The sequence below is a fragment of the Planctomycetaceae bacterium genome (assembly GCA_041398785.1).
Classification (GTDB): domain Bacteria; phylum Planctomycetota; class Planctomycetia; order Planctomycetales; family Planctomycetaceae; genus JAWKUA01.
Genome location: JAWKUA010000001.1, coordinates 240,396 through 264,980 on the forward strand (window position 1 = coordinate 240,396; position 24,585 = coordinate 264,980).

21 protein-coding genes and 1 tRNA gene are annotated in these 24,585 nt (G+C 59.4%); 16 read left to right on the plus strand and 6 right to left on the minus strand.

The window, feature by feature from the left end; translation table 11 throughout:
• Positions 1-265: 265 nt before the first annotated feature.
• Both R3C19_00995 and R3C19_01000 read right to left on the minus strand, forming a co-directional pair.
• Positions 266-1,513, minus strand: coding sequence for a GspE/PulE family protein (locus R3C19_00995; protein MEZ6058918.1), 1,248 nt, complete (start codon positions 1,511-1,513; stop codon positions 266-268).
• Between the two features lie 131 nt (positions 1,514-1,644).
• Positions 1,645-2,667, minus strand: coding sequence for an STAS domain-containing protein (locus R3C19_01000; protein ID MEZ6058919.1), 1,023 nt, complete (start codon positions 2,665-2,667; stop codon positions 1,645-1,647).
• 173 nt (positions 2,668-2,840) lie between these two features.
• On the opposite strand from R3C19_01000, the gene R3C19_01005 reads away from it, so the two are divergent.
• The 5 genes from R3C19_01005 (at position 2,841) to R3C19_01025 (ending at position 6,947) form a co-directional block, all read left to right on the plus strand.
• Positions 2,841-3,710, plus strand: a complete 870-nt coding sequence (locus tag R3C19_01005) for a hypothetical protein (GenBank protein MEZ6058920.1) — start codon at positions 2,841-2,843, stop codon at positions 3,708-3,710.
• Between the two features lie 46 nt (positions 3,711-3,756).
• Positions 3,757-4,458 carry a hypothetical protein gene (locus R3C19_01010; protein MEZ6058921.1) on the plus strand — a complete coding sequence of 234 codons (702 nt, stop codon included), beginning with the start codon at positions 3,757-3,759 and terminating at the stop codon, positions 4,456-4,458.
• 86 nt (positions 4,459-4,544) lie between these two features.
• A complete protein-coding gene (locus R3C19_01015) occupies positions 4,545-5,189 on the plus strand; it encodes a DUF1080 domain-containing protein (protein MEZ6058922.1) in 645 nt (214 codons plus the stop codon).
• A 190-nt stretch (positions 5,190-5,379) separates the two neighbouring features.
• Positions 5,380-5,778: a bifunctional nuclease family protein gene (locus R3C19_01020; GenBank protein MEZ6058923.1), complete on the plus strand. Its 399-nt coding sequence runs from the start codon at positions 5,380-5,382 to the stop codon at positions 5,776-5,778.
• Complete coding sequence (locus tag R3C19_01025; GenBank protein MEZ6058924.1) at positions 5,778-6,947, plus strand: hypothetical protein; 1,170 nt, start codon at positions 5,778-5,780, stop codon at positions 6,945-6,947. The genes R3C19_01020 and R3C19_01025 overlap by 1 nt, the downstream gene beginning before the upstream one ends.
• 27 nt (positions 6,948-6,974) lie before the next feature.
• Here the strand turns inward: R3C19_01025 and R3C19_01030 are convergent, their stop codons facing one another.
• Positions 6,975-7,739 (minus strand): hypothetical protein, encoded by a 765-nt coding sequence (locus R3C19_01030; GenBank protein ID MEZ6058925.1) that lies wholly within the window; start codon positions 7,737-7,739, stop codon positions 6,975-6,977.
• Positions 7,740-7,889: 150 nt separating this feature from the next.
• Positions 7,890-8,375 carry a CBS domain-containing protein gene (locus R3C19_01035; protein ID MEZ6058926.1) on the minus strand — a complete coding sequence of 162 codons (486 nt, stop codon included), beginning with the start codon at positions 8,373-8,375 and terminating at the stop codon, positions 7,890-7,892.
• Between the two features lie 460 nt (positions 8,376-8,835).
• On the opposite strand from R3C19_01035, the gene R3C19_01040 reads away from it, so the two are divergent.
• The 5 genes from R3C19_01040 to R3C19_01060 all read left to right on the plus strand — a co-directional run bounded on the left by R3C19_01040 (position 8,836) and on the right by R3C19_01060 (position 13,262).
• The gene (locus R3C19_01040) at positions 8,836-9,489 is read left to right on the plus strand and encodes an HPP family protein (GenBank protein ID MEZ6058927.1); all 654 of its coding nucleotides are present in this window, start codon (positions 8,836-8,838) and stop codon (positions 9,487-9,489) included.
• Positions 9,489-10,229, plus strand: coding sequence for a HisA/HisF-related TIM barrel protein (locus tag R3C19_01045; GenBank protein MEZ6058928.1), 741 nt, complete (start codon positions 9,489-9,491; stop codon positions 10,227-10,229). Before R3C19_01040 ends, R3C19_01045 begins: the two co-directional genes overlap by 1 nt.
• On the plus strand, positions 10,230-11,075 hold the full coding sequence (locus R3C19_01050; protein MEZ6058929.1) for a ferritin-like domain-containing protein: 846 nt from the start codon (positions 10,230-10,232) through the stop codon (positions 11,073-11,075).
• A gap of 272 nt (positions 11,076-11,347) precedes the next feature.
• On the plus strand, positions 11,348-11,899 hold the full coding sequence (locus R3C19_01055; GenBank protein MEZ6058930.1) for a DUF4082 domain-containing protein: 552 nt from the start codon (positions 11,348-11,350) through the stop codon (positions 11,897-11,899).
• Positions 11,900-12,005: 106 nt separating this feature from the next.
• Positions 12,006-13,262, plus strand: coding sequence for a DUF1559 domain-containing protein (locus tag R3C19_01060; protein ID MEZ6058931.1), 1,257 nt, complete (start codon positions 12,006-12,008; stop codon positions 13,260-13,262).
• 187 nt (positions 13,263-13,449) lie between these two features.
• Here the strand turns inward: R3C19_01060 and R3C19_01065 are convergent, their stop codons facing one another.
• Positions 13,450-13,650 (minus strand): hypothetical protein, encoded by a 201-nt coding sequence (locus tag R3C19_01065; GenBank protein ID MEZ6058932.1) that lies wholly within the window; start codon positions 13,648-13,650, stop codon positions 13,450-13,452.
• Between the two features lie 221 nt (positions 13,651-13,871).
• Between R3C19_01065 and R3C19_01070 the strand changes: the two genes are divergently transcribed.
• The 6 genes from R3C19_01070 to R3C19_01095 all read left to right on the plus strand — a co-directional run bounded on the left by R3C19_01070 (position 13,872) and on the right by R3C19_01095 (position 24,396).
• Positions 13,872-15,116 carry a DUF1559 domain-containing protein gene (locus tag R3C19_01070; protein MEZ6058933.1) on the plus strand — a complete coding sequence of 415 codons (1,245 nt, stop codon included), beginning with the start codon at positions 13,872-13,874 and terminating at the stop codon, positions 15,114-15,116.
• A gap of 166 nt (positions 15,117-15,282) precedes the next feature.
• Positions 15,283-16,749: a PQQ-binding-like beta-propeller repeat protein gene (locus R3C19_01075; GenBank protein MEZ6058934.1), complete on the plus strand. Its 1,467-nt coding sequence runs from the start codon at positions 15,283-15,285 to the stop codon at positions 16,747-16,749.
• A 953-nt stretch (positions 16,750-17,702) separates the two neighbouring features.
• Positions 17,703-21,029 (plus strand): HEAT repeat domain-containing protein, encoded by a 3,327-nt coding sequence (locus tag R3C19_01080; protein ID MEZ6058935.1) that lies wholly within the window; start codon positions 17,703-17,705, stop codon positions 21,027-21,029.
• Between the two features lie 321 nt (positions 21,030-21,350).
• Positions 21,351-21,668: a pyrimidine/purine nucleoside phosphorylase gene (locus R3C19_01085; protein ID MEZ6058936.1), complete on the plus strand. Its 318-nt coding sequence runs from the start codon at positions 21,351-21,353 to the stop codon at positions 21,666-21,668.
• A 191-nt stretch (positions 21,669-21,859) separates the two neighbouring features.
• Complete coding sequence (rlmN, locus tag R3C19_01090; protein ID MEZ6058937.1) at positions 21,860-22,957, plus strand: 23S rRNA (adenine(2503)-C(2))-methyltransferase RlmN; 1,098 nt, start codon at positions 21,860-21,862, stop codon at positions 22,955-22,957.
• A gap of 233 nt (positions 22,958-23,190) precedes the next feature.
• Positions 23,191-24,396: a hypothetical protein gene (locus R3C19_01095; GenBank protein ID MEZ6058938.1), complete on the plus strand. Its 1,206-nt coding sequence runs from the start codon at positions 23,191-23,193 to the stop codon at positions 24,394-24,396.
• Between the two features lie 50 nt (positions 24,397-24,446).
• Here R3C19_01095 and R3C19_01100 read toward each other — a convergent pair.
• Positions 24,447-24,522 (minus strand) — tRNA-Glu (locus tag R3C19_01100).
• Positions 24,523-24,585: the final 63 nt, after the last annotated feature.

Sequence of the window (24,585 nt, forward strand, 5' to 3'; positions counted from 1 at the left end):
CGACCCGCCCGGGTCAGCCGTCGCAATTCCGACAGCAGCGTCGGGCCGGGCGGTTGACGATTTCCCGAAAGCCGATTCGACCAGGGTCTTTCAGTCACCGGGCACCACGCGACCATGATCGCGTCGAATTCACGCGGCGAGCCCGGAGTCCCGCCGTACAGACTGCTCTTCCGACGCATGACGCAATCCGGTCCTGGCGACGAAGCATCGTGTCGGCGTGATGTAGCTGGCGGCCTCGAGCCGCGCTGAGCTGATGTCGACGCGGCTATTCCGTTCCCATTCGCGTGTCGACGATCACTCGTTTCAGTTCGTCGACGGACGTGACGCCTGCCAGCACCTGTCGCCGGGCGGAATCTTCCAGTGTCAGCATTCCTTCGTCACAGGCGACCTGACGAATTTCGAAGGCTGCTTTTTCGCGACGAATCGCGTCGCGCACGCCGCCTGTCACCGGCATCGTTTCGAAGACGGCGATTCGGCCGGCGTAGCCCGTATGAAAGTTGTTGTCCGTCGGAATGCCGCGATAAATCGTGGGAGTTTCGCCGTCGTGCGACAGGTGCATCAGATCGCGGACGTAGTCGTCCACCGGCTGCACTTCGCGGTCGTCAGTGCAGATGCGACGGACCAGCCGCTGTGAAATCACGCCCCGCAGCGCGTCCGTGATGGCCATCGAAGGCAGGCCGAACTGTCGCAGCACTTCCACGGCCGAAGCTGTGTCGTTTGCATGCAGCGTCGACAGCACCAGGACCCCCGTCATTGCCGCCCGGCAGGCAATCTGTGCGGTTTCCGGATCACGGATTTCCCCGACACACATGACGTTCGGATCCTGTCGGAGAACGCCGCGCAGAGCCTTGACGAACGTCAGCCCGGACTTCGGTTCAATCTGAATCTGGTTGGCTCCCGGAATCCGGCGTTCCACGGGATCTTCGATCGTGACGACGCTGCGATCCGGCTGATTCAGTTCCTTCAGCAGACTATAAAGCGTTGTCGTCTTGCCGGCTCCCACAGGTCCGACAATCAGCAGCAGGCCATACGGCGCTTCAAGTAAATGCATCACGTTGCGAAGCTGATCGTCAAGCAGCCCCAGCGACTGCAGCGACGTGAGTTGCCCCGGATCGGGCATCATTCGCAGCACAAGCCGTTCGCCGTAAATCGTCGGACTGCTGCCGACTCGAATGTCGCGAGGAACGCCGTCCAGTCGCTGCGAAGTGACATGACCATCCTGAGGCAGTCGCTTGTCCGTGATGTCCATCCCGGCCAGAACTTTGATGCGCGACACAAACGTCGACGCCTTTGCCTTGGGAATCGGAATGATGTCTCGCAGCACACCGTCCACGCGGAATCGAATCCGCATTCCGGAAGCGGTCGGATCCAGATGGACGTCAGTGGCGCCGTGTGTGAACGCTCGCTGCAGAACCATGTCGGCCACGTTACCGGCTTCGACGACGTCCAGCAGTTCCTGGATTTCCGCCGCCAGCGCAGAGTTGTCAACGGGAACTTTGTAGGCAGTGCTCATGTGCTTGTTTCCAACAGACTTGTTGAGTGAAGCGTGGATCGTCGGAACACAGTTCGAAGGTCCGTGGCGGCGGTCGCTGCGCCGTGAGACCGGCGAGGTCCAGCCCAAAAAGCCAGGCAGGTTCGCGCCGGTCACGGAGCCGGGTCACCAACGGGCGCGGGTGGCGGCGGAGCGGCGACCGACGGCGCAGGTACCGGAGCCGAACTTTCCGCAGTGGGAGGCGTGGAAGGCAACGGAGCCGACGACGGCGCGCCCGATGACACCGGCGGCGCCGAAGCGTTCGGCGGCGCTGAGGACTTCGACGGCGGCGGTGCGGAAGTCGCCGGAACCACGGGCGACGTGGACGACGATGCCCCGTCTTCGGACGTCGTCGGAGGTGTCGGAGGCGATGACGGCTCGTCGCGCGGAGCGGACGCTTCGGGTGCTCCTGACGACGCAGGTGGCGCTGCGTTCGTTGGGTCGGCCGGCTTCGTATCACTTTCCGTTGCTTCAGTGTCGGCTTCGGGGGCCACGGGGTTCAAAGGAAATCTCCGGAACCAAAGCGTCGTCAGCACGCCGATGCCAATGATCATCGCGAGCAGTCCCAGCCACCGGCGCCAGGCACGATCTGTCACCAAAGACAGGATCCCGGTGACACAGGCGAAGCCGGCCAGCATGGCACCAATCAATTCTGCGTTCCATTGAACGGTGACATCGCTGTGCAGAAACAGTGGCCCCAGAGCCGTGACGGCCAGCAGCGCGGATGGCAGAGCCGCCCACGCGACGACTCGGTGTTCGCGCTGTTCCATCTGCGCCACCGGAGAAACGCCCAGCTCATAGGCTGCGTCCTCCCGTGTGGAAAAAACGCTGAACAGCTTCAGCAGGCCGGCCGAACGGATGACCTCCGTCACAACTTCGTTCGCGCTGACGACAACCACCTTGCTGTCCCGGGCATCGATGGCCTTCCAGATGCGAACCAGCGCGGCGACCAGACCGCTGTGGATCATTTCCATCCGTGAAAGATCGATCAGCAGTCGCGACGCCTTGATTTCCTTCAGGCGATTGACAACGTCGCCGGTGGTCTTTTCGACCTCGCCCCAGGACATGTCTCGCAGGTTCGGCTCGAATCTGACGGCGCAGTAGCCTCGATTCTGCTCCAGTTCCAGACCATTCATTCGGCTCGCCCTTAGTAAGACCTACCGCGGGCATTCGCTGCAGCGTCGGGCCCGGGCTGTTCGATCGCATCTCAGCCGATATGCTACGAAAGCACTTCGACAAACTCCATGCACGCGACGGTTTCGTTCAACCGTTGTCCGGAATCCCGGCGACCCCGGAAGAAAGCCGTTCAGTGACACCCGCTGCAGAACATTCGATATCGTCGAAGGTGCGCGTGGCCGTCATCGGGAATGCGACACCGTCGGTGTTCCGGCCTGTTACGGAACTGCTCGGAAACCGAACCGGGACGGTTGACCCGTCCGAATTTCCAACGCTGACGTCGTTTCTCAGCCACATTCAACACTCGACAGCCGACGTCGATATCGTGGTCGTGTTGCAGTCGTGGTCGGATGAATTTTCCGCGTTCGAAGTGGACGCTTTGATCGGACGCACGCTGAGTTCCCGGGTTCTTTGTTGCTACGGTCCGTGGTGTGAATCGGACGGTCGCAATCATCACATCTGGCCGGAGGCCGTTCGGGTGCCGGCACGACTGGCGCGAGCAGCTCTGGTTGCGGAAATCGACGCCTGCCGCCGACGCGATCCAGCTCTTCCCGTCACCGCGGCGCGCGACGAAGTGTTCTTCCATCGCAGCAGGTTTCCGGATTCCCCGGCGTCTGCTGCCGCCGGTGCGACATTGAACGCCGTGGTTATCAGCCACGATCGAGTCCTCGCGGAGACTCAACGGCAGCTTCTGAACGAATTCGGACTGCGCGCGTCGGTGCAGATGCCTTCGGCTGAAGCCGACACGGCCGGAATCGCGACTTCGCTGACGGGGCCGATTCACCTGGTCGTGCATGATCTCGACCCCTGGTCCGACACAATGCTGGCGCCGCTGCAGTCGGCCCTGACGCGTTACCCGGCCGCCATTCATCTGGGCATCGCTTCGATGCCGGAAACGGTCATTCTTCCGGACGTCGTCGACAGGAATCTGGGCTCCATTCTGCCGAAACTGGATCCGGTGAACGGCCTGCTGTTTCAGGTACGTCAGATGCTGAATTCGTGAGCGGTGGAAGTTCAGTGATCAACGTCAGGTCCTGCAGAAAGTAGTCGTGGCCATGACTGTTCCGGAAGGTGACATCAATCCGTACCGAGTCTCGGAGGAGCTTACGGAACATGCTGGAGCCGGCGACGATTCGATTTCGCTGGGAGATAGCCTTCGGGTCGGCATCTCCGAAATCATGTGCAGTGCGGAACGGGTGGAGTTGCCGGCAGTCTGCATTCGGACCGGTGCGACAGAGGATCTACTGCGTCGCTCGCGGACCTGGCCGGAGGTTCGACGTGGGGCGGCCTTCGTTTTCGGCATTCTGAGTCTTTCCCTATGGGCCGGGCGGTCAGAAGTCGCCGAGTTGATCTCCTGGCTTGGTGTTTCCGGAACACTGATTGCCGCGACCCTGTTCGGGATCATCGTCGTCGTTTCGGCGCGCACAACCCGTCCCGCCAAGCCGTTTCGATTGACCGTGTCGTGGTTTGTGTCACGGGAATACGTCAGGCGCTGTCGGTGGCTGACGCTGATTCTTCGCACGGTCATGATCACCGCCGCAGGACTCTTCGGTCTTGTGGCGAACAAAGCTGAAGCTCTGGCTTTCATGGTGCTGGTTGCGTCATTCATAGCATACCTTCTCAACACAGAAGGCCGGCTCCATGTGATCCGGGTGCGGGGTAAAGACGCGTTCCTGACAGGACATTCCCGCGATTTCCACGCAAGTCTGAAGCGGCTTTATGGCTTCATCGCGTTTCCTCCGACAGACTGACCTGAGTGGATTCCTTCAGCGGCTTTGGTAGGCTGAGCAGCCTGGGGCGGAATGAGATCAGAAATCAGTATTCGGGAGAAATTGCGATGTCACGAACTTCGTTGATGATTGTTGCCGGGCTGTTGTTCGCATGCGGAAATGCAGTCGCGGAGGATGCGAATTCCGATTGGGTGAACCTGTTCGATGGCAAGGACATGAATGGCTGGAAAGCCAGTGAGAACAAGGATTCATGGAAGGTCGTTGACGGAAGCCTGGTGTGCCACGGACCGCGAAGCCACCTGTTCTACGTCGGCGACGACAAGCCGTTCCAGAATTTTGAGTTCGAGTGCGAAGTCATGACGACTCCCGGCAGCAACGCCGGAATCTACATCCACACGAAGTATCAGGAGGAAGGCTGGCCGAAGGCGGGTCACGAGGTTCAGGTCAACATCACTCACAGCGATCCCAAAAAAACCGGCAGCCTGTACGGAATCGTCAACGTCGGTGCCGAAGATCTGGAAGGCCTGGTGAAGGACAACGAGTGGTATAAGACGTCCGTCAGAGTCGAAGGCAAGCACATCACTGTCAAAATCAACGACAAGACGATGGTCGACTACACGGAACCGGCGGACCAGAAACCGTTCTCCGCGGAATTCGACCGGACACTGGGCAAGGGCACGTTTGCTCTGCAGGCCCATGACCCGGACAGCAAAGTCATGTTCCGAAATCTTCGAGTGCGCCGTCTGCCGTAATGGCCGACACCACCAAGGCATCCGCCGCGGACGAAGCGACGCGTCCCGTCGTCCGCACCGGTTGCGGGAACTCAAAACCTCGTCCGCGGCGAAGTCCTGCGTACAATCATCGGCCGGACGCGGCAGGACCGGTGTCGCGGCAAATGGCGCGGTTCCCAGTAGCGCTGGAATTCAGAAGGACAAACCAGACGTGTCAGTCAGGATGGAATTAAGTCGCGTCATTGTGTCAGAAATCAATGACCAGCAGGCGATCTACCTGAAGGAAGTCGGCGGAGTGCGGACATTTCCGATTCTGATCGGAGAATTCGAAGCGCAGATCATCAACCGTCGCCTGCTGGACGAACCGCCGTTCCGACCGTTGACTCATGATCTGCTGCGACTGGTCATCAAGGCACTCGGCGGCGAACCGCAGGCTGTCGTCATCACGGAAATGAAGGACCATACCTACTACGCCGTGTTGAAAGTGAAGCAGGGCGACCAGTTATTTGAGATCGATTGTCGTCCCAGTGACGCGATTGCTCTGGCGGTCCACTGCAGCCCCACGCTTCCGATCTTTGTGGAAGAATCCGTTCTGGACGAAGTCACGTGATGCCGCAGCGCGAACGACACGCATTCGCATCAGCTAAGACGGAACGCGCCGCGGAACTTCCTGCGGCGGCCGGCCCGCGATCCGCGACGTCCATTCGTCCATCAACGACGGCCCGGCGGCTGGTGCTGACCATCGCCGTGCTGTTGACGCCTGCCGGCGCGGGAGCGTGGCAGCCCGAGACCCTGCATCCGGTCTGGGGTCTCAGCGAAGGCAGCCGCTTTTTCGTAACGACCACTGTGGTCCGGGAATCATCGGTACAGCTTGGTGATCTCGCGCCGCTGAATTCGAAGATCACCGACGTGTTTGAAGTCGAGTATTTCGCCGGTGCAGCCATCGCTCGCGGCGACACGCTGTTCCGCGTGCTGATTACGCCGGTCAGCCGGACGGTTGAGCCTTCCGGAGAGCGACTTGCCGCGATGACAGATCGCAGGCTGCCGCGGCTGAAAGACGTGGAACTGCCGCTGATGGTCACACCCGACGGCACCGCGCACGTTGTCGACGGCTATCGGCAAACTCTGGATTCGCTGGCAGGAATGGACAAACAGAATCAGGAGCTTCTGCTGACCGCGTATCCGACCGAAGTGGTCCAGTCATGGTTTGCTCAGCCGTTCTGGCTGGCGCCTCCGGTTTCCGAACTGAAAGCCGGCGGCACGTGGGAACGGACGGATCTGCATTCGCTGGGACTGCTGGGCCGGATGCGAACGGCGGTGACTCTGAAAGTCCGGGACATCAATGACCGTGAAGCAAGCGTCACTCTTCAGGGGACATCACGGCTGGAAGAGCCTCCCGCCAACGACCAAAAGGGCACTCAAGTGGTGCAGTTTTCAGACGTCACAATGAACCTGGACGATTTCTCGGGAACGGCCGTTCTGCGTTTCTATGATCCGCCTCCCCCCACAGCGAACGATACAAACGACGCGGAGACCGAAGGGGAATCGCAGCGGGACGAAGCCGAACCGGATTCTGTCGACGTTGCCTCAACTCCTCGTCCGTGGTTTCAGGAATTGACGGTTGATCTTTCGTATTCCGGTTCGGCGACTGTGACGGTCAACGGACAATCGTCGCCGCTTCGGTTCACTCAACATGAAACCCGCACGTCGAAACTGACGTCGTATCAGATTCCCCGGCGACTTATGGACCTGCCGAACATCCCGCGGCGAGTTCGATAGCAGGGAACGCGGCGGACAGCATGCCCGCTATTGCGACTGGCTGCGCAGGTGCTGGCTGACGAGGTATTGAAACGCGGTGGACCGTTCAAATTCCTCCGTCGACTGAAACTGGTAGTGCCGCGTCAGTCCGTGATCGATGAAGGTATGCGTCGCCGGAGTCAGCCAGGCATCGGGAGCATGGTGGGCCAGGTCTTTCACGACGGTGGCGAAATTCGTGCGGCTGGAAGAAGACTTGCGGTCCGTGAGATACTCGTAGTTCATCTCACGGTGCTCAAAACAGACCATCCGCAGCGGGTCACTCAGCACCAGACAGCAGATCAGCATTTCAGGCGACTCCGATTCTCCGGAACCGGACGTCAGCTTGGTGCGACTTCTCATCGAAGCCAGCGGCGCCGCGTGGTAGTGAGGCGGATCATCGGCAGGCACGCTTCCCACACTGACAACGTCCAGCTTTGACCACGGCGAGGGCGCCTCTTCCCGGCCGTCCGCATCAATCACCGTCAATCCGGATGCGTCACACTTCAGATGATGAACCCGCCGGGAGTGCGACAGATCGGGGATTTCGGACTCGTCAATCGTCGTGGCCGTGACGCCCAGATCGCGAAACGCGGCGGCCAGACGGACGGCACTATCCTGTGACAACTCATGCCCGATCAGACCCGGTAACGATCTGGCAAGAACGGCCGCGTCCGCGTGAACCAGTCCCAGCTCCCGCTGCAGAAGAGCGGTCGACTGCTGCCGATCGTCGGGCACGGAGAACACCAGCACTCGAAATGATTCGTTCGTCGGCATGGTCGCCTCACGACACACCACAACAGTCTCAGTTACACAACGATCGCGGCGGATTCATCCCTGCGAGCAGAGAACGACAGCCAACCGCCGCCAAGACTTCCAACCCGCCGGCTGCCGCGGCAGAGAATTCAGGCGATTTCCACGTTGCCGCTACGTGGCGAACAGCTTCACAAAATCAAATGCGGAGATGATTCCCAGAAGCTGCCGTGACTCATTCAGAACCAACACCCGGTGAACATCGTGGCAGCGCATTTTCCTGGCAACGACGCGAGCATCCGTGTCGGAAGTGACGGAAATGACGTCCGGCGACATCACGTCCCGAATCTTCGCACTCGGAAGATCATCGATGTCATTCAGCATCCGCACCGTTTCCCACGACTGATTCTGAGGATCGAAGTAACTTCCCAGCGACTCCGGCTGCCCTTCAGTCGACTCAACGACTTCCTCTTCATACTGCAGGATGTCGGTTGCCGTAATCACCCCGACGACCGTGTCCTGTGCATCAGTCACGGGAAGTCCATGCACATGATGCTCCGTCATCAGCATCAGCGCTTCACGCAGACTGTCATTTTCACTCACAGACACAACATGCGTCTGCATCATTTCCCCGGCAGTGGGCACAGCAGTGACGGTCATCTTACAATCCCTGAAAGTCCGGAACCCGAAACCTGATGATGGGCGGACACGCACATTTCCCCGGCCTGCGCGCTGGCCGCCAACAGTCAAACACACGCCCGGACAATGCAAACGTCGTTCCCGAACGATCCGTGCTTTCGATGCAGGAACCACCGCGCAGCGCATCATCAGCGGGCTGTGCGAATCTGCACGAAGCGCGCGAATCTGCTCTGCCAGAGACCACGTATGCAGTCTCGCCGCGGCGGACGCTGATGGTTTTCGCAATTCGTACTTCCGCGAGCCTGAATGCCTCATTTTTTTCTGTTCGCGGTATCACAATCAGGTACTGCGTTTCGGCTGAAATGTCGCCGTCGGAAACCGCGAGCCTGCGTCGGACTGCCTGACCGCGGCAGGGCTCAATGGTATCATTCGACCCCGAAAGACCTGCGTGCCACGGAGTTCGGACAAGGGATTACAGACAATGCGAAGCGACGGACGCCACGTGCTGGCATCGCGATGGACTCGGCTTGCGAAGGATGCCGAACGCGCGTTTTTTGAAATCGAACAGGCCGACCGCTGGCAGGCAGCCGTCGTGAACGGCACGATCGCCGGAGCCGCGGTCGCTCTGATCGCGTGGCTGTTGACCACGCTGGAGGAAGGGGACCTGCTGGTGTTTGCCTGCCTGGGATCTTCGGCCGCGTCCGTCGTCTTCGCGCCGCTGGCAAAGACCAACAGCCTGAGAACCATTGTCTCCGCCTACGTCATCGCCTCCGTCATCTGTGTGCTGCTGTTTCCCGTACATCGACTGGGCTGGGTGCCGCTGCCGGTGCAGTGCTTTCTTGCGGTGGGCGGACCGATCGCGCTGATGCGGCTGACCGACACGATGCACCCGGCGGCCATCGGAAGTGCGCTGGCGTTTATCATTTATGACCGGCCGCCTCAGCACCTGGTGATGCTGCTATTGGCCATCGTCGGCCTGCTGACGATCGTCAAGATTCTGGCTTACGTCTACCTGGAAGACCTGCGGTTTCGTGATTTCGGCCGTGAGTTCCGCCGCGACTACTACGGCCAGGAAATGCTGGTGACTGTCGTCAGGGGACAAGCCAGTCCGTCGGAAACCGGTGAGTCGCCGTGATGGAGATCATTCCTGTTCTGGACATCATGAACGGCGTCGTTGTCCACGGTGTCGCGGGAGAACGGAGCACCTATCGTCCGATTCTCAGCCCGCTGACGTCATCGCAGGATCCTTCGGCGATCCTGCAGGCGATTCGCCAGACGTTCGGGCTTCAGAAGTTCTACGTTGCGGATCTGAACGGGCTTCAGCAGCAGCCGGTCAACCGCCGTGAAATCTCCGGACTCGCCAGCCAGTGCCAATCGTTGATTGTCGACCGAGGCGTGCGCGGCGCAGGCGACATTGAAGAACTGCTGGAACTTGATGTTGCGCAGGTCGTGATCGCTCTGGAGACTCTGCCCGGACCGGAAGCGGCCGGCGATTTTGTCTCAGCGTTCGGAAACGACCGGCTGATTCTGAGCCTCGATCTGAAGCACGGACGTCCGGTGACGCCCTGCGCCGCCTGGGTCGACAGAACTCCCGGCGACATTGCGTCGGAACTCATCGACATTGGTTTTCGCGAATTCATCGTGCTGGATATCGCCGGCGTTGGCGTCGATAACGGTGTCACTACGTCCGGCCTGTGCCGCAGAATCAGACAACGGATGCCGGCCGGACGAATCATCACCGGCGGCGGCGTGCGCGGACCGGCCGACCTGGAATTCCTTCGCGACGAGGGACTCGACGGGGTTCTGGTCGCGTCCGCACTACATCACGGGCGACTCACGGCGGCGGACGTTGCCGCTTTGTCAGCGGAGACATGAATGGAACTTCGAAGCTTCGCCGAACGTGTCCTGTTTTCCGAGTCACTCGCGCAGAAGCTGCAGCGCGACGACAGTGCGTTCACGGATGCTGTTCCCGGTCCACCCGTCCGAGTCGCAGTGCCCGCGCGACCGGACAATCTGCAGTTCGCGCCGCGCCGGACGGCTCCCGCCATGCCGAAACCCGCATCGTTTGCCGACCCGGCCCGACGCGCGGTCGCTCACCACATCATGGCCAACCACGAACTGCAGGCTCTGGAAGTCATGGCCATGATTCTGCTGGCCTTCCCCGAAGCACATCCGGAGTTTCGGCAGGGACTGGGCCGGGTCATGATTGACGAACAGCGGCACACCAGGATGCACGCCCAGCGCTGCGAAGAACTCGGACTGCAATTCGGCGACCTGCCGGTGAACTGTTACATCTGGAGCAAGGCCGCCGAATACACAACGGTTCTGCAATACATCGCCGGGTTGCCGCTGGTGTTCGAAGGTCGCAATCTGGATCACACCGTTGAGTTTGAAAACCATTTTCGAACTGCAGGCGACCGTCGAAGCGCGGCGATCATGCGAGCGATCCACAAGGACGAAATCCGCCATGTGGAATTCGGCATGACCTGGCTGCGAAGGCTGAAACCACCGGAACTGACAGACTTCGAAGCCTGGCAACAAAACCTTCTGTGGCCCATCCGCCCGTCCAAAGCCATCGGCGACCAGTTTCAAAAGGACGCCCGCCTGCAGGCGGGAATGTCGCCGGAGTTCATCGATCAACTGGTTCACTGGTCCGAATCCGACGCTGACCCTATCGCGAATGAACCGACTCGTTGGTCGGCGGGCGACGATGGCACATGACATGTGGCCTTTGTGTTAAGAATCAGTGAACCACTCAATCCAGTCGTTGCCTGCACGTTGAACTCCGGGCTAAGGTCACGACGGGTTTTCCCGATCGCAACGAGTTTGCCGATTCTGTGGCAGTTCCCGATCGGAGCGAGGGATTCTTTACAAAGGGCCATTTCGAAATGCTGAGACCCCGTTTGGCAGCCGCAATTCTGCTTGCCGCTGCAATGCTCGCCCCACAATGCAGCCGGGCAGACATTATTGCAATCAGTTCGTCAACTGGCGGGATGTCTCTTCTGCCGACTGCCGCAACGCTTGGATTTGAATTCACTCCAACGGTGAATATCGCCGTGACACAGCTTGGAGTGTTTGACGTGGACGGTGACGGACTCGCCGAATCGCATGACGTTGGCATCTGGCGAGCCAGCGACATGGCACTACTGGCATCGGATACCATTGCGGTCGGTACTGGCGCATTGCTCGACCCGTCAGGTTTCCGTTTTACATCGTTAGCAAGCTCAGTGCAGTTGTCTGCCGGTACGGTGTACCGGATTGGTGCACTTTACACGACAGCACTCGACGAGCTTCGCGGCACGACGATTACCGTTGATTCACGAATACAAATCACGGACGTCAACAATGGCGTGGCAGGCACTCCCACTGTGTTTCATGAGGGAGGGGTCCTTTCGTTTCCAGAAGCCGCCGGAGGTTTTCAGCGAACGAACGTCAATTTCGCGTTCACAGCGGTTCCGGAACCGTCATCGGTCGCCCTGCTGCTCATCGGTGCAGTTCTGGTGGTGGGCGTGCATCGGCGAAAGATGTCACGCGCTGCCGAATAAGGAATGCTGGTTCGCTCAGATACCGGTTTGTCTCGTCCATTTTGCGCATCCCTGATTCACCCGACGTTTCACTTTCTGCTTTCGTCCTGAATTTCAACGGAGTGCCATGGTGACTTCGGCGACACGTGACGGTTCAAAAAAACGGGGTGGGTTTACGCTGATCGAGTTGCTGGTCGTGATCAGCATTATCGCGATTCTGATGGCGCTCATTCTGCCGGCGATTCAGTCCGCTCGGGAAGCGGCACGAAGCACGCAGTGCAAGAACAACCTGCGGCAGATCGGTGTTGCCCTGTACGCCTGGAGCGACACGCAGCCCAACAGCGCCCTGTGTTCCGGGGCTTTTGACCTGAAGCGAGATGGCGACCCGACGCTGTACGGCTGGATTTCGGACGTCCAGAAGGTCAAGGGCGGAATCGTTGCAGACATGTTGTGTCCTTCCAGCGTCTTGAAGGGTGCCGAAAAGCTGAACGACATGATCGGGGGCACGCCGACGTCAAACGGATCCAACGCGCCGGCGAACCGCGTCGGCGTTGGTCCGTTCAACCGGCTTAGTGCCGGCTATTTGACGGCAAAATACAGCGGCAACACCTACACCAACCTTCTGTTTCTGACTCGGGCGGCAGTCCGAGACGGCTTCAATACGAACTACGCGTCGAGCTGGCACATGGTCCGCAGCGGGCTGCTTCTTACCAATGACGCGTTGTCGACACTTGTGGCTTTGGGAAAGGACTGCAAAGACTTCGAAAAGTCCAGGGGGCCACTGACCCAGCAACAGGTTGCAAAGGCAGATGTTCCCGGCAGTTCCATACCGCTGCTGGCCGATGCCGCGCCGGGCGACGCCAGCGAGGCGATCCTGAGCCACACGATCGACTCGAACCGCGGACTGACCGCCGGTGCCCGTCTGTGCGAATCGTTCAACGACGGTCCCGCGCGTGTGACGGGCGACAGTATCGAGATCATGGATACTGACAACTTCGATCTGCCTGTTGCCGGAATCCCGGTGGCAAGTCTGATTCCGCTCAGGTTTCCACAGGTCGGCGAAGCTGTGGGTTCGCCTGCATTTCCGACGTCGGACTATGCACCGGATCCCAGCGGAGTTGGTCTGGTCCTGCAGGACACCCGCGACTTTTTCGCACAGCATGGTAGTGCCGGAAATATGCTGATGGCCGACGGCAGCGTCAAAGTTCTTCGAGATCTGAACGGTGATGGCTACTTCAATCCCGGCTTCCCGGTGACCCCGGCCTTCACTCTCGCCGGTGACGGGTACACCAGCAACGTCACCGAAGTTGATTCGTTTGACGTTTACTTTGGCGTGGAGCTGAGCGTCGAAAGCCTGGCGAAGATCAACTTCGAAAGTCCGTAGCCGTAGCCGTGCTTCCGGCGCGATCACCGGGCTGATTTCCTGTACGAAGAACGATTCTGCAAGCCTGGCGATCGCTTCACCGGATTGTGACATCCCTGCCTCATACCCCAGCCGTGCCCAGTTCCTGGCGATGCCGTTGACGTGCATCGGACGAATTCCGCATATGCACACTGTCTTCGCAGAGTCTTCACACAACCTTCATCTGTGAAGCCAGAATCCCGCCAGTCAGCATGTCAGCAAGTGCGTTGCCGACAGACCGGCTGCACAACACGCAGCGTAATTGAATCATCAGGGGGCGCAGTTTGCGGTCGTCGCGGGGATCGGAGTTTTGAAGTCGCAGAATCGGCAGTTTGCCGGATTTCGCGTTTGCTTCATCAAGCCTTCGCATCCCCGTTCAAGAATCCGCTCGCTGCGAACTGAGTTGCAGCAGATGTCGGGGTGGCCTCCCGGACAAATGACTGCTCAGACATCCGTTGACGCGTCCTGATAAGTGACGCCGCGACGGGGTGAACTGGCTCGGGAATTTACCGGTAGAACTGTTGTGTGGAAGGTTTCGGGAAGATTTTGTTTCACCTGGAATTTGTTTCAATCAGGAAAGGTACGAAGAACGTGAAAAGGACAACACTGAAGAAGGCCGCACGTCGCGGTTTTACGCTGATCGAGCTGCTGGTCGTGATCAGCATCATTGCCATTCTGATGGCTTTGATTCTGCCGGCCATTCAGTCGGCTCGTGAAGCGGCACGGAGCACTCAATGTAAGAACAATCTGCGACAGATCGGCATCGCTCTGTACGCATGGAGCGACACTCAGCCAAACAACGCACTGTGTTCCGGGGCGTTTGACCTGAAGCGTGACGGCGATGTCACGCTGTATGGCTGGATTGCAGACGTCAGCAAAGTGAAGGGCGGTTTGATTGGAGACATGCTGTGTCCGTCGAACACGCTGAGAGGTATCGAAAAGCTGAACGACATGATCGGCACAACGAATACCTCGAACAGCTCGAATGCTCCGGCAAATCGCGTCGGTGTCGGACCGTTCTATGAAGTGAGCACCAACGGGACCACGAATTATCGCGGAAATGCCTACACAACGCGGCTCGCACTGACACAGGCTGCCGTACGCGACGGTTTCAACACGAACTATGCATCGAGCTGGCACATGGTTCGCGGCGGTCTGATCCTGTCCAATGACACATTGAACAACCTGGTCGCTTACGGACTGGATTGCAAAGACTTTGAAAAGTCACGCGGTCCGTTGACGCAGCCACAGGTGTCCAAGGCATCTGTCCCCGGCAGCTCCATTCCGCTTCTGGCGGACGCGGCTCCCGGAGATGCCAGCGAAGCCATTCTCAGCGACACTATCGATGCTGAAGCCGGCTTGGCTGCGGGTGCCCGCCTGTGCGAATCGTTCAATGACGGTCCCGCCCGAGTGACAGGTGACAGCATTGAAATCATGGACGCCAGCAACTTTGGCCAGGCACCACCGGCAGGCGTTGCAATGTCGAACATCATTCCTATCAGGTACCCGCAGGTTGGCGAAGCCGTTGGTTCGACTGCCTTCCCGGTTTCGACTTATGCACGCGACCCCAGCGGTGTCGGCCTGGTTCTGCAGGACACTCGCGACTTCTTTGCTCAGCACGGCGCTGCCGCGAATGTGCTGATGGCTGACGGCAGTGTGAAGGTGCTGCGTGACCTGAATGGCGACAAGTACTTCAATCCGGGATTTCCTGTCACCTCCGGCTTCACTCTTGCCGGCGACGGGTACACCAGCAACGTCACCGAAGTGGATTCGTTCGATGTCTTCTTTGGTGTTGAACTGGACCTGAGCACGATCGAAAAGGTCAACTTCGAGTGACCATAGTCGCTGACTGGCCGGAGCCGGATCGTTTCGTGTCGCGTCCTTCGGCGCGGCGAGATCGATTGCAGTTTCGGCACCCTGCAGACAGCACCGTGAAAATTGGCGGCCGGTCACTGAGTTTCCGCTCGGTGACCGGCCTTTTCTCATGACGGCAGCCACGGCAATGGCAAGATCTTCGCTGACCGCAATTCTGATTGTCGTCGTCATGGTGTACGTCGGCCTTGAGCAACGGCGTCAGTATGTTGCGTCCCGCGACAAAGTTCTGGGAGGTTTCCCACCGATAGCCGCAGGTCGCGCGGATCGGACGGCCGCCAGTCTGTCTTCGTTCACGGATTCGTCCCCCACACCGGTCAACCCGCCTCGGCGGTCAAGTGTCGAAGACGGTTCCCGGTCCTTCAGAAAGGAATCGGCAGCTCAGCCGCAAGAGCCATCGGCTTCCATCATCTGGAGCCGCAAAATCGGCACGGGCTATAGTGCGCCGGTCGTGGCCGATGGTCGCCTGATCCTTGTCCATCGCTGTGATGACGAGGAAGTGGTTTCCTGTTTCAACTGCGAAACCGGAGAGCCACTCTGGGAACATCGTTATGGAACGGCGTTTGAATGCGAATACCCAACCTATTCAAGCGGCCCGTATAGCACTCCGGTGACCGGTGATGCCGCCGTGTGTGTCCAGTCGGCGGAAGGTGGCCTGAGATGCCTGAGTCTGAGCGACGGAACCCTGATCTGGAGTCGCGATCTGACACAGGACTACGGAGTCGAACTTCAGGGATACGGCGTCGCGCATTCTCCGTTGCTGGATCACGGAAGGTTGTTTCTCAATCTTGGTGGAACCATCGGCCACAGTGCAGTTGTCGCGCTGGACGCCGAAACCGGTGAGACAATCTGGACATCCGGAGTGTCCGCAAGAGCCGCTGAATGGGGACTCAGCTGTGCGACTCCCGTATCTGCGGAAGTCGATGGTTCGCCGTACCTGCTGGTGCTGGCGTCTGATGCGTTGTACTGCCTGAACCCCGACGACGGAGCCATACTGGACCGGTTCAAAGCGGGGGCGCACAACCGGACAAACCCCAATGCCACAACGCCACTGGTCGTCGGCGACCTGGTTCTTCTGTCGATCTGCCTGGATAACTGCTGGTGCCTCAGAATTCAGAATGACGGGCAGTTTCAAGAGGTCTGGCAGAACAAGAAGACTCTGCAAAGCCTGTTCAATCCCCTGAGCTTCGTGGACGGGTGTGTCTATGGATGGAACTCATTCGACAAAACGCTGCGGTGCATCGACCTGCAGACCGGCGCTGTCCTGTGGAAGGAGAGGACGGAGTTCGCACGAGGAAGTCAGGCGGTCGCTGACGGGAAGCTGTTCGTGATCGGCGAATTTGGTGAATTCGGCGTGATTGCCGTCAACGGAGCCAAATACGAAAAGCTGTTTTCGACGGTTGAGCCGCTTCTGAAGGCTCCCTGTTTCAGCCGCCCCGCATTGTCGAACGGACGGCTCTATCTTCGAAATGAAGAGACACTGATTTGCCTGGACCTGCGACAGCATCCGGCCGGAAAGCGTGCGGCGGAGTTTTCGAAATCAAGACGCCGGTTTCGCTCGCACGATGTGAGCACCTCTGTATTCACACGATCTTAACGAACTGCGGATAGGGTTCTTCGTAAGTCTCCCGTATGGTCGGGTGACAACGAAAAGATCGTTATCCAGTTCGGCAATGCGAGGGCGTATTGCTATTCGGTACAGGTGAAATTGCGGTGGCCGGCGGGCAAACATTGCGCTGCAACGACTGTGAAGCAGTCCTGGCTGTTGGCGCGAGGTTCTGTTCACAATGTGGACAGAAAGTCGCCGAGGAGGCTGAGTTGCGCACACGACAGGGCAATACGTCGGTCGACTCCCGGTTGTCGCAGACGGCGCAGGGTGGCCGGGAATCGGGACCGGAAAAGCGCCGTCGGTCGAAGACAGAATCGGCCAGCCCCGGTCGCAATTCCGGTATGGTTGTCAGGAGTTCGGCGAGGGAGGAAGTGTCGACCGGGAAACAACCGCCGGCGAAAGACAGAAGTGGAAGCCGATTCACCAATGGACGTTCTTCCACAGGAGTCAACGGCACGGCGGGCGCTGGTACCAGAGACGCACGCTCTGCAGAGACGAACGAGGACGCAGACAGCATTTCGATCGACGAATTCGACCGGCTGCAGTTGGAGTCTGCGACTGGCGAGGACTCTTCGTCGCGAAAGCAGTCGCACGGAAGGGCAACGCCGGTCGGCAACGCACATTCAAAGCAACCCGCGACCAAACGTCCGTCCGCCACGTCGGATCGGTCGCCAGACTCCGGCCATGATGCACCGCCCGAACTGGATTCCAAAAGTTGGAAGCGAAATATCGAAGGCAGCGACTATGAGATCTCGCAGTTCGACCTGCAGGGGCTAGGTCCGGAAGGCTCAACGGAAACGCCGGACGCCGACGACCTGGCTAGCTGGCTTCAACCGTCGAACAATGACGAGGCTGTTCCCGGTAACGCGCCGCAACCGTCCGATGATGGCGCGATTGAACTATCGTTGACGATGTCCGGGCGGTCGCCGGAGTCTCGTGGAGTGAAGGCTCCCCATTCGGCAAGGCGCAACGGCGGAACGCACGCCAATGCACGCGAGTTGTCCGGCACCGCTCGCGAGCGGCGATATCGCGAAAAGGTACAGCAAGAGAACAACGCCGAACTGCGGCCTCCCGAAGCACTGTCGGAAGCCGATGCACCACGGCTGGAGGATCTGGACGACTGGCTGCAGCCGGCAGATGGTCCGGCACCTGGAATCGCATCCGCGCCGACTGTCGACAGGGAATTCGAACTACAGGAGCAACAGTCGCCCGCTGCTTCGCGAGGTTCTGAGGCGTCTTCCGGAAATACCGACTTCGCAAGACCACAGGTCAGCCCGCCGCCGACTAAGCGGTCGCCGCCGAAAGCCGCGACGGCAGCGCCCATCGCGGAGCCGCCGTCAACTCCGACGATCACAGCGCCTCAGGTCATCCATGTGCCTGTGCATGTACCGGTCCATATTCCGGTTCCGGTGGCTGCACCGGTACCGCCGCCGGCACTCATCGCGACATCACGGGAATCGCGCGAGGACTCTGACGTTGTCGCGATTTCATCGGCAGATGACCGGGATTTGAGTCCGGGCGTTCCGGAGGCGCCCGTTGCAAAGGCGTCAGTCGCACCGAAGGAAACGCCGCTTGACGAAGCCGCAGCGCCGGAATCAGGCGACAGCAGTCAGAGTCGCGAGTCGGCGCGACTTCAGTACACGAAGTCAAGAGACCGTCTGCTGCGTGCCGTGGAACGCGGGCGACATGCACTGTTCAGGCTGCAGGATCCAATTCCGCAGAAGCCGCCGCGTGCGGTCGAGAAGCTGACGTCGGCGCTGAATTCCACGTCAGCCGATGATCCAGGCGCTTTTATCGCAAAGGTGGAACGGCTCGGCGCAACCCAGTCACCGTCGGCGATTGACACACTGCGGGACTTTGTTGGCGGCCGCCAGCGATCGGTTCGCGTTGCCTGTATCCAGGCGCTGTCGATGATCCCTCATGCATCCAGCAGTCTGATTCTGCTGGGACAGCTTCAGGAACGCTCCACCGATATTCTGGACGCGGCAACTCGCGGCTTGCTGGCACTGGGATACGAGGAATCCATTCCTGCCGTCCTGGCGCTTGGTTTGACGAATGCCCGGCAGCGATCGGTGCTGTACGAATCCGTCAGTGCTCTGGATGATGATGCGAAACAGAAATTGCAGCAGCCTTTGAAGCGGGAAATGGAATCCCCGGATTCCGAAGTGGCGGCCCTGGCAGTGGCGCTGCTGTCACGACTGGGCGACACCAGGCTGGACAAGGTGTTCATTCGGCTGACTCGGCATGAATCTCCGGTTGTCCGGGCAGCGGCGGTAGAAGCTCTCGACCAGTGCGAAAATAAGCAGGTCGTCAAGTATGTCAATGCCGCAATGACCGACCCGGCCGCCGAAGTCCGGGCAGCGGCAGCTCGCGGACTGAAAAAGCTGCAGAGTCCCCGCAGCATGAAGCTGCTGGCCGCCGGATTGCAGGATCCGGAAGTCAGCGTTCGACGAGTTGTCGCCAAAACATTGTGCGAAATCGGCGGAGACGAAGCGACCAGCGCACTGGCTTCCGCAATCGAGTCAGAGTCGGACGAAGAAACCACGTTGTACATGCTGGAGGGTCTCAGCAAGGCAGCATCGAATGACGCGTTTTCGGCGCTGGTCAGACTGCTGAATTCTGAAAACGCGGACGTGCGTCACGGAGCCATCGCCGCGCTTCGCCGACTGAAGAACGCGAAAGCGACGCCGCATCTGGTACGTCTGATGGACAGCGAAAACGGCGAGACACGACGGCTGGTCATTGAAACGCTGGGGAAACTCGGAGCGACAAAAGTCGCCCCGAAACTGCGGGACCGAGTGCGAAATGACACTGATGAAGAAGCGCGCGCCGCAGCTGCCCGCGCGTTGGGGGAACTCCGGGACACGGAGAGTGTGACGCTGCTTGAAGAATCGCTGCACGACGGACGCAGCGTGCGCTGTCAGGCTGTGATCGCTCTGGGTCAGATCGGAAAGAAAACATCGTCGCCCGCGCTGCTGGTGATGCTGAAGGATGCCGCGCCGGAAATTCGCTATCACGCCTGCAACGCTGTCGCGCAGATCGGGGAACTCAGCAACCCGGAACCACTAAAGGCGCTTCTGGATGACAGTGATGCCATGGTTCGCCGGGGCGCGGAAGCCGCTCTGAAGAAACTGGGAGTCAAGACTTCCGGAACAACCTGGCTGCGACCGTTGAAGAAGCGAGTCAGGAAAATCGCCAGCATTGTCCTGCCGGATGTCGCTGCCGGCGGAGTACCAATGGCCGGAGTGGGAATTGTGGCCGCGGCGATCCTGGTCGTTCTCGGAATCGGCTACGCGGTTTATCAGGGAATTGACCGATTCGCGACCGGCGGCAGTACGTTCAGCGGACCTGTGTCCTACGTGATTTCAGCATCCGTAAACGCGGACAGTTCTCAGATTGCCGTGTTGCGAAACCGTGGTGTCGTTGAGTCGTGGAACGCGAGTGACGGAACTCTGGTGAATCGCTTCGCCGTGTCATCGCCGGTCAACAAACTGCTGTGCGCCGGCGATGACTCCGTTCTGTTGTTCAGCTCCGACGGAATGCTGGAATGGAATCCGCTGGCTGATCCGAATGGCTACTCGGTGCATTCGATCCCCGGAGACAACGTCGCGCTGGTGCAACAGGTCGTCCGGCTTCCCGATGGCAAGACGGCATTCCTGTTCTCGGGGCAGAATGTGTCCGTCATTGATCTGATGACGCGAAAGATCCAGCGGTCGTTCAAGCTGCCCGGTTCCGCCCGCGATCCGTGGCTGAGTCCGGACCAGGAACTGATGCTGTGCGGCGGTGATAACGGCGACATTCAGATCCTTTCCGCGAAGGACGGTACACAACAGATGGCGTTTCCGGCCAGCCGCTGGCTGACGACAGATGCAACCGTAAAGCCCAGGGTAACTGACCTCGGCTTCAGTCACGACGGACAATTCATCGCGATTTCGTACGACACCGGCAATGTGCAGATCTTTGAAGTCGCAAAGGCTGCGCGTGGCCCTGTCAGGACGCTGAACGAAGACACGCCCGTTGAAAAGCTTGTATTTCATCCGCTGGAACTGAAGCTGATTCTGGTCAACCATCAGGGAATCCACGTGCTGTCCGACATGTTCGAAAAGCGTGATTCCATCGAAACCGACGACCTGCAGGTTCCGACCGGCATGCAGTTGTCGGCTGACGGTGCGACGCTGGTTGCATTCGTCGACGAAGTCAAAGACGTCTGGGTATTCGATCTGAACGGCATGAAGCTGAAGCACAGGCTTTCGGTCGACTCACAATAACCGGCTGCACAGTCACCGTCGGCAGGAGATTGCCGCACGATTCGGCTGCGCGCGACTGCGGTCCGGTGTCGGAACTCCCGGATTTCGGAGCATGCGGCGGTTCACCACAATGCCCGCGTGACATCGATCGCCAAAGGGCGCATCGAATTCCGCAAAGGAAGACGCCAGTTGACGGCAAGCTCGACGCACCGCCGGCCCACGGCAGGAGCGGATTCCGCGGCCGTCGCGGAGAATTCAGTTTCCGGCGGACTGTTCGCGCCGACATCGGACTCGTACACTCACAGTGGTTGGTTGAATTCCTCCCATACTGAAGAACCGCCGATGAGCAGATTTGAGAACGTCACCGTCGTCAAGGCCGCAAACGTCTATTTTGACGGTGGTGTCACCAGCCGGACCATTGAATTCCCGGACGGCAGCACCCGGACTCTGGGCTTCATGCTGCCGGGCAATTACACGTTTGATACCGGAAAAGCGGAGTTCGTAGAGATTCAGTCCGGGGAGTTGCGCTGGCGGCTTTGCGGCGAATCTGAATGGCAGGACCTTATCGCCGGCCAGTCGTTTCACGTCCCCGGAAACAACAAGTTTGAATTGCAGGTGACGAAGGCCACCGACTACGTGTGCTCGTTTCTGGATGAATGAAGACGGTCACTCAGTCGGCGACATGGCCAGCGGATGTCGTCCCCCCGGAATCGCATCGCGATTGGGTTAGAGCCAAAATTGTGAACTCGGTGCAGCGACGTTGCCACGTGCCTTCGCTGGTGAGACTTACCGGCCGCGGCGCGGCGATCGTTCCCGCGGTACAATCCCACTTTGCAGTCCCGACGGTTCCCATGCAGTCTCCTGAATCGCAGCTTGCCCGTCGTCCGCAGACCGCTGCTGCTGCGCCGGTCGTGCTGTCACTGACGGAGGACGAACTGACTGCATGGCTGAAGTCAGCCGGGCAGCCGGCATTTCGATGTCGGCAGATTCGCAGATGGCTCATCGAACGGCGAATCCGGTCGTTCGAAGAAATGACGGACCTTCCCGCGGACCTGCGGCGAACGCTGACGGCGGACTTTCGCTTTACCAGCTTCGAAGTTGTTCAGCATCAGAAGGCACAGGACCGTACAGAAAAACTGCTGCTGAAGCTGCATGACGACGAACTTATCGAATGCGTGCTGATGCGCGAGCCGGGTCGGCGAACCGTGTGCATCAGTACTCAGGTCGGCTGCGCGATGGGCTGCGTGTTTTGTGCCAGCGGACTTCTGGGCGTCAAACGTGACCTGACCGCCGCGGAGATCTTCGAACAGGTCCTGCTGCTGCACCGGCTGATGGACGACGACGAAAAGATTACCAACGTTGTTGTCATGGGAATCGGCGAACCGCTGGCCAACTATCGGAACCTGATGTCGGCGCTGGACTTCGTGAGTTCCGGCAATGGTTTTGGCCTGGGTGCTCGCAGGATCACGGTCTCCACGGTCGGTTTGCCGGACAGAATCCGCGACTTCGCCCGCAGCGGCAAACAGTTCAATCTGGCAATCTCTCTTCATGCACCCAGCGACGAGCTGCGATCAGAGATTGTCCCGGTGAATCGCAGAATCGGGCTGGAAGAAATCATCGCTGCCGCCGACGAATTTTTTGAAATCACGGGACGCCGGGTGTCGTATGAATACATCCTGCTGTCCGGCGTCAATGACCAGCCGGAACACGCGGAACAGCTCGCGCGGTTGCTGCACGGGCGAAATGCCCATGTGAATCTGATTCCGATGAACGGCGTCACGGAACTGTTGATGACAGCGCCGGAGCCACCGATGACGCAGCGCTTTCGATCGATCCTGGAACACCGGGGAATCCCGGCGACCGTCCGAAAGCGGAAGGGAGCAGACATCGATGCCGCATGCGGACAGCTTCGCCTGAACCCTGCAGGACGTAGAGCGGTCGGCCAGTGATCAGAATGTTGTCCGAACGCCGGCACCGAAATCGGTGACGGCGATCTCTTGCGGTCACTGGCTGCCGGTCACGGAAGACTGCGATACGTCAGGGCACAACATGTCTACCGCTGCGTTCTCATGATCGCCGGGCAATGGCAGACTTGCACGCAGACTGGACTGGCCGCGTGCATCGGTCGCCCTATACTGCCCACTCCTGTGCCTCAGGCCGGCTTTTCCCTGGCATTCCGTCGATGACCGAAAAAACAACAACAGAGCTGCGCGTCGCGTGGATTGCTCAGGGCAGGCTGTTCGTCCAGACAGACGGACAGCCCTTGCAGGAGATAGAAAGTGAGTTTGCCCGACAGTCGCAGCAGCGCAACCTCCGTGATTCAGAATTGAACGCGTGGAAAGGTCGCAGCGGCGTATGGGGAAACCTCGGCATGCAGCCGCCGGGCGCGGCGCCATGGGAAGACCAGGACCCGCAGCGACAGATCCGCTTTGTCGCCGTCGCGCGGGGACCGACTGCCGATGAGATCTTCTATGTGCTGGATATGGGAACCGTCGGCGGATTGTTCTGTTACAACCTGAAGGAGCATACGGAACGCCGGCTGGTTCATCGACAGGGGTTCGTGCTGAAAGACGTTTCACGCCATTCCGCCGATGGCGAACTGGCGGTTTCGCTACCGCGCGATGACGGCACGATCGGGCTGAAGATCACCCGGCATGACGGGCTATTCGGCCACGCAATCACGATGTCCGATTCGCTGGATGAGTCCCCGGCGTGGCTGCCGGATGGTTCGAAACGACTTGTCTTTCAGTCATCTGCCATTGGGCGCGATGAGCACGGGTACGCGATCGGACAAAGCCCGTTTCGGATCGAAAAACTGGATCTGGCAACGAAGGAAGTGACCGCCGTTTTCGAAGAAGAAGGATATGACCTGCTTCAGCCGAGAATTCTGTCGGATGATTCGCTGATTTGCATACGTCGGCCTCATCAGGCGATGCAGCGGCCGCAATTGTCGTTTTCGCAATATCTTCAGGATGTTGTCCTGTTTCCGTACCGACTGCTGCGGACGTTTGTCCATTTCTTTCATTTCATGTCGATGATGTTTACAGGGAAGCCGCTGATCTCCGCAGGCGGGCCGGTCAATCGCAGGCGAAAAGCCAACCCGTATTTGATGCTTTGGGGACAGGCCATCGATACGCACCGCATTCTAAGCCGGGAACGCAGCGACGGTCCGCGAACGCCGCTGGTGCCAGATGAATGGAAACTGATGCGCAGGGACGCGAACGGTATGCAGTCAGTTCTGGCCGACAACGTCCTGGCATGGGATCTCTGCGCCGATGAAAGCGTTTGCTACACGGACGGGCGCAGGGTTTACCACCGGCCGGTGACCGGTTCGCCCAGGGTTGTTGCTGAAGCGGATCTGATTGAACGAGTCGCGGTCTTGAGCTGAGCGCAAAAAAACCTCGAACGTTGCCGTTCGAGGTGTCCGGAAATCGTGAATGACCCCAGTGGGGATTTGAACCCCCGTTGCTGGAATGAAAATCCAGTGTCCTAGGCCTGACTAGACGATGGGGCCGATCATTCGCGGCGGGAAGCGATGTTCACTGCCCCGCGGGAATGCGAGACATTTCTTCCTTCA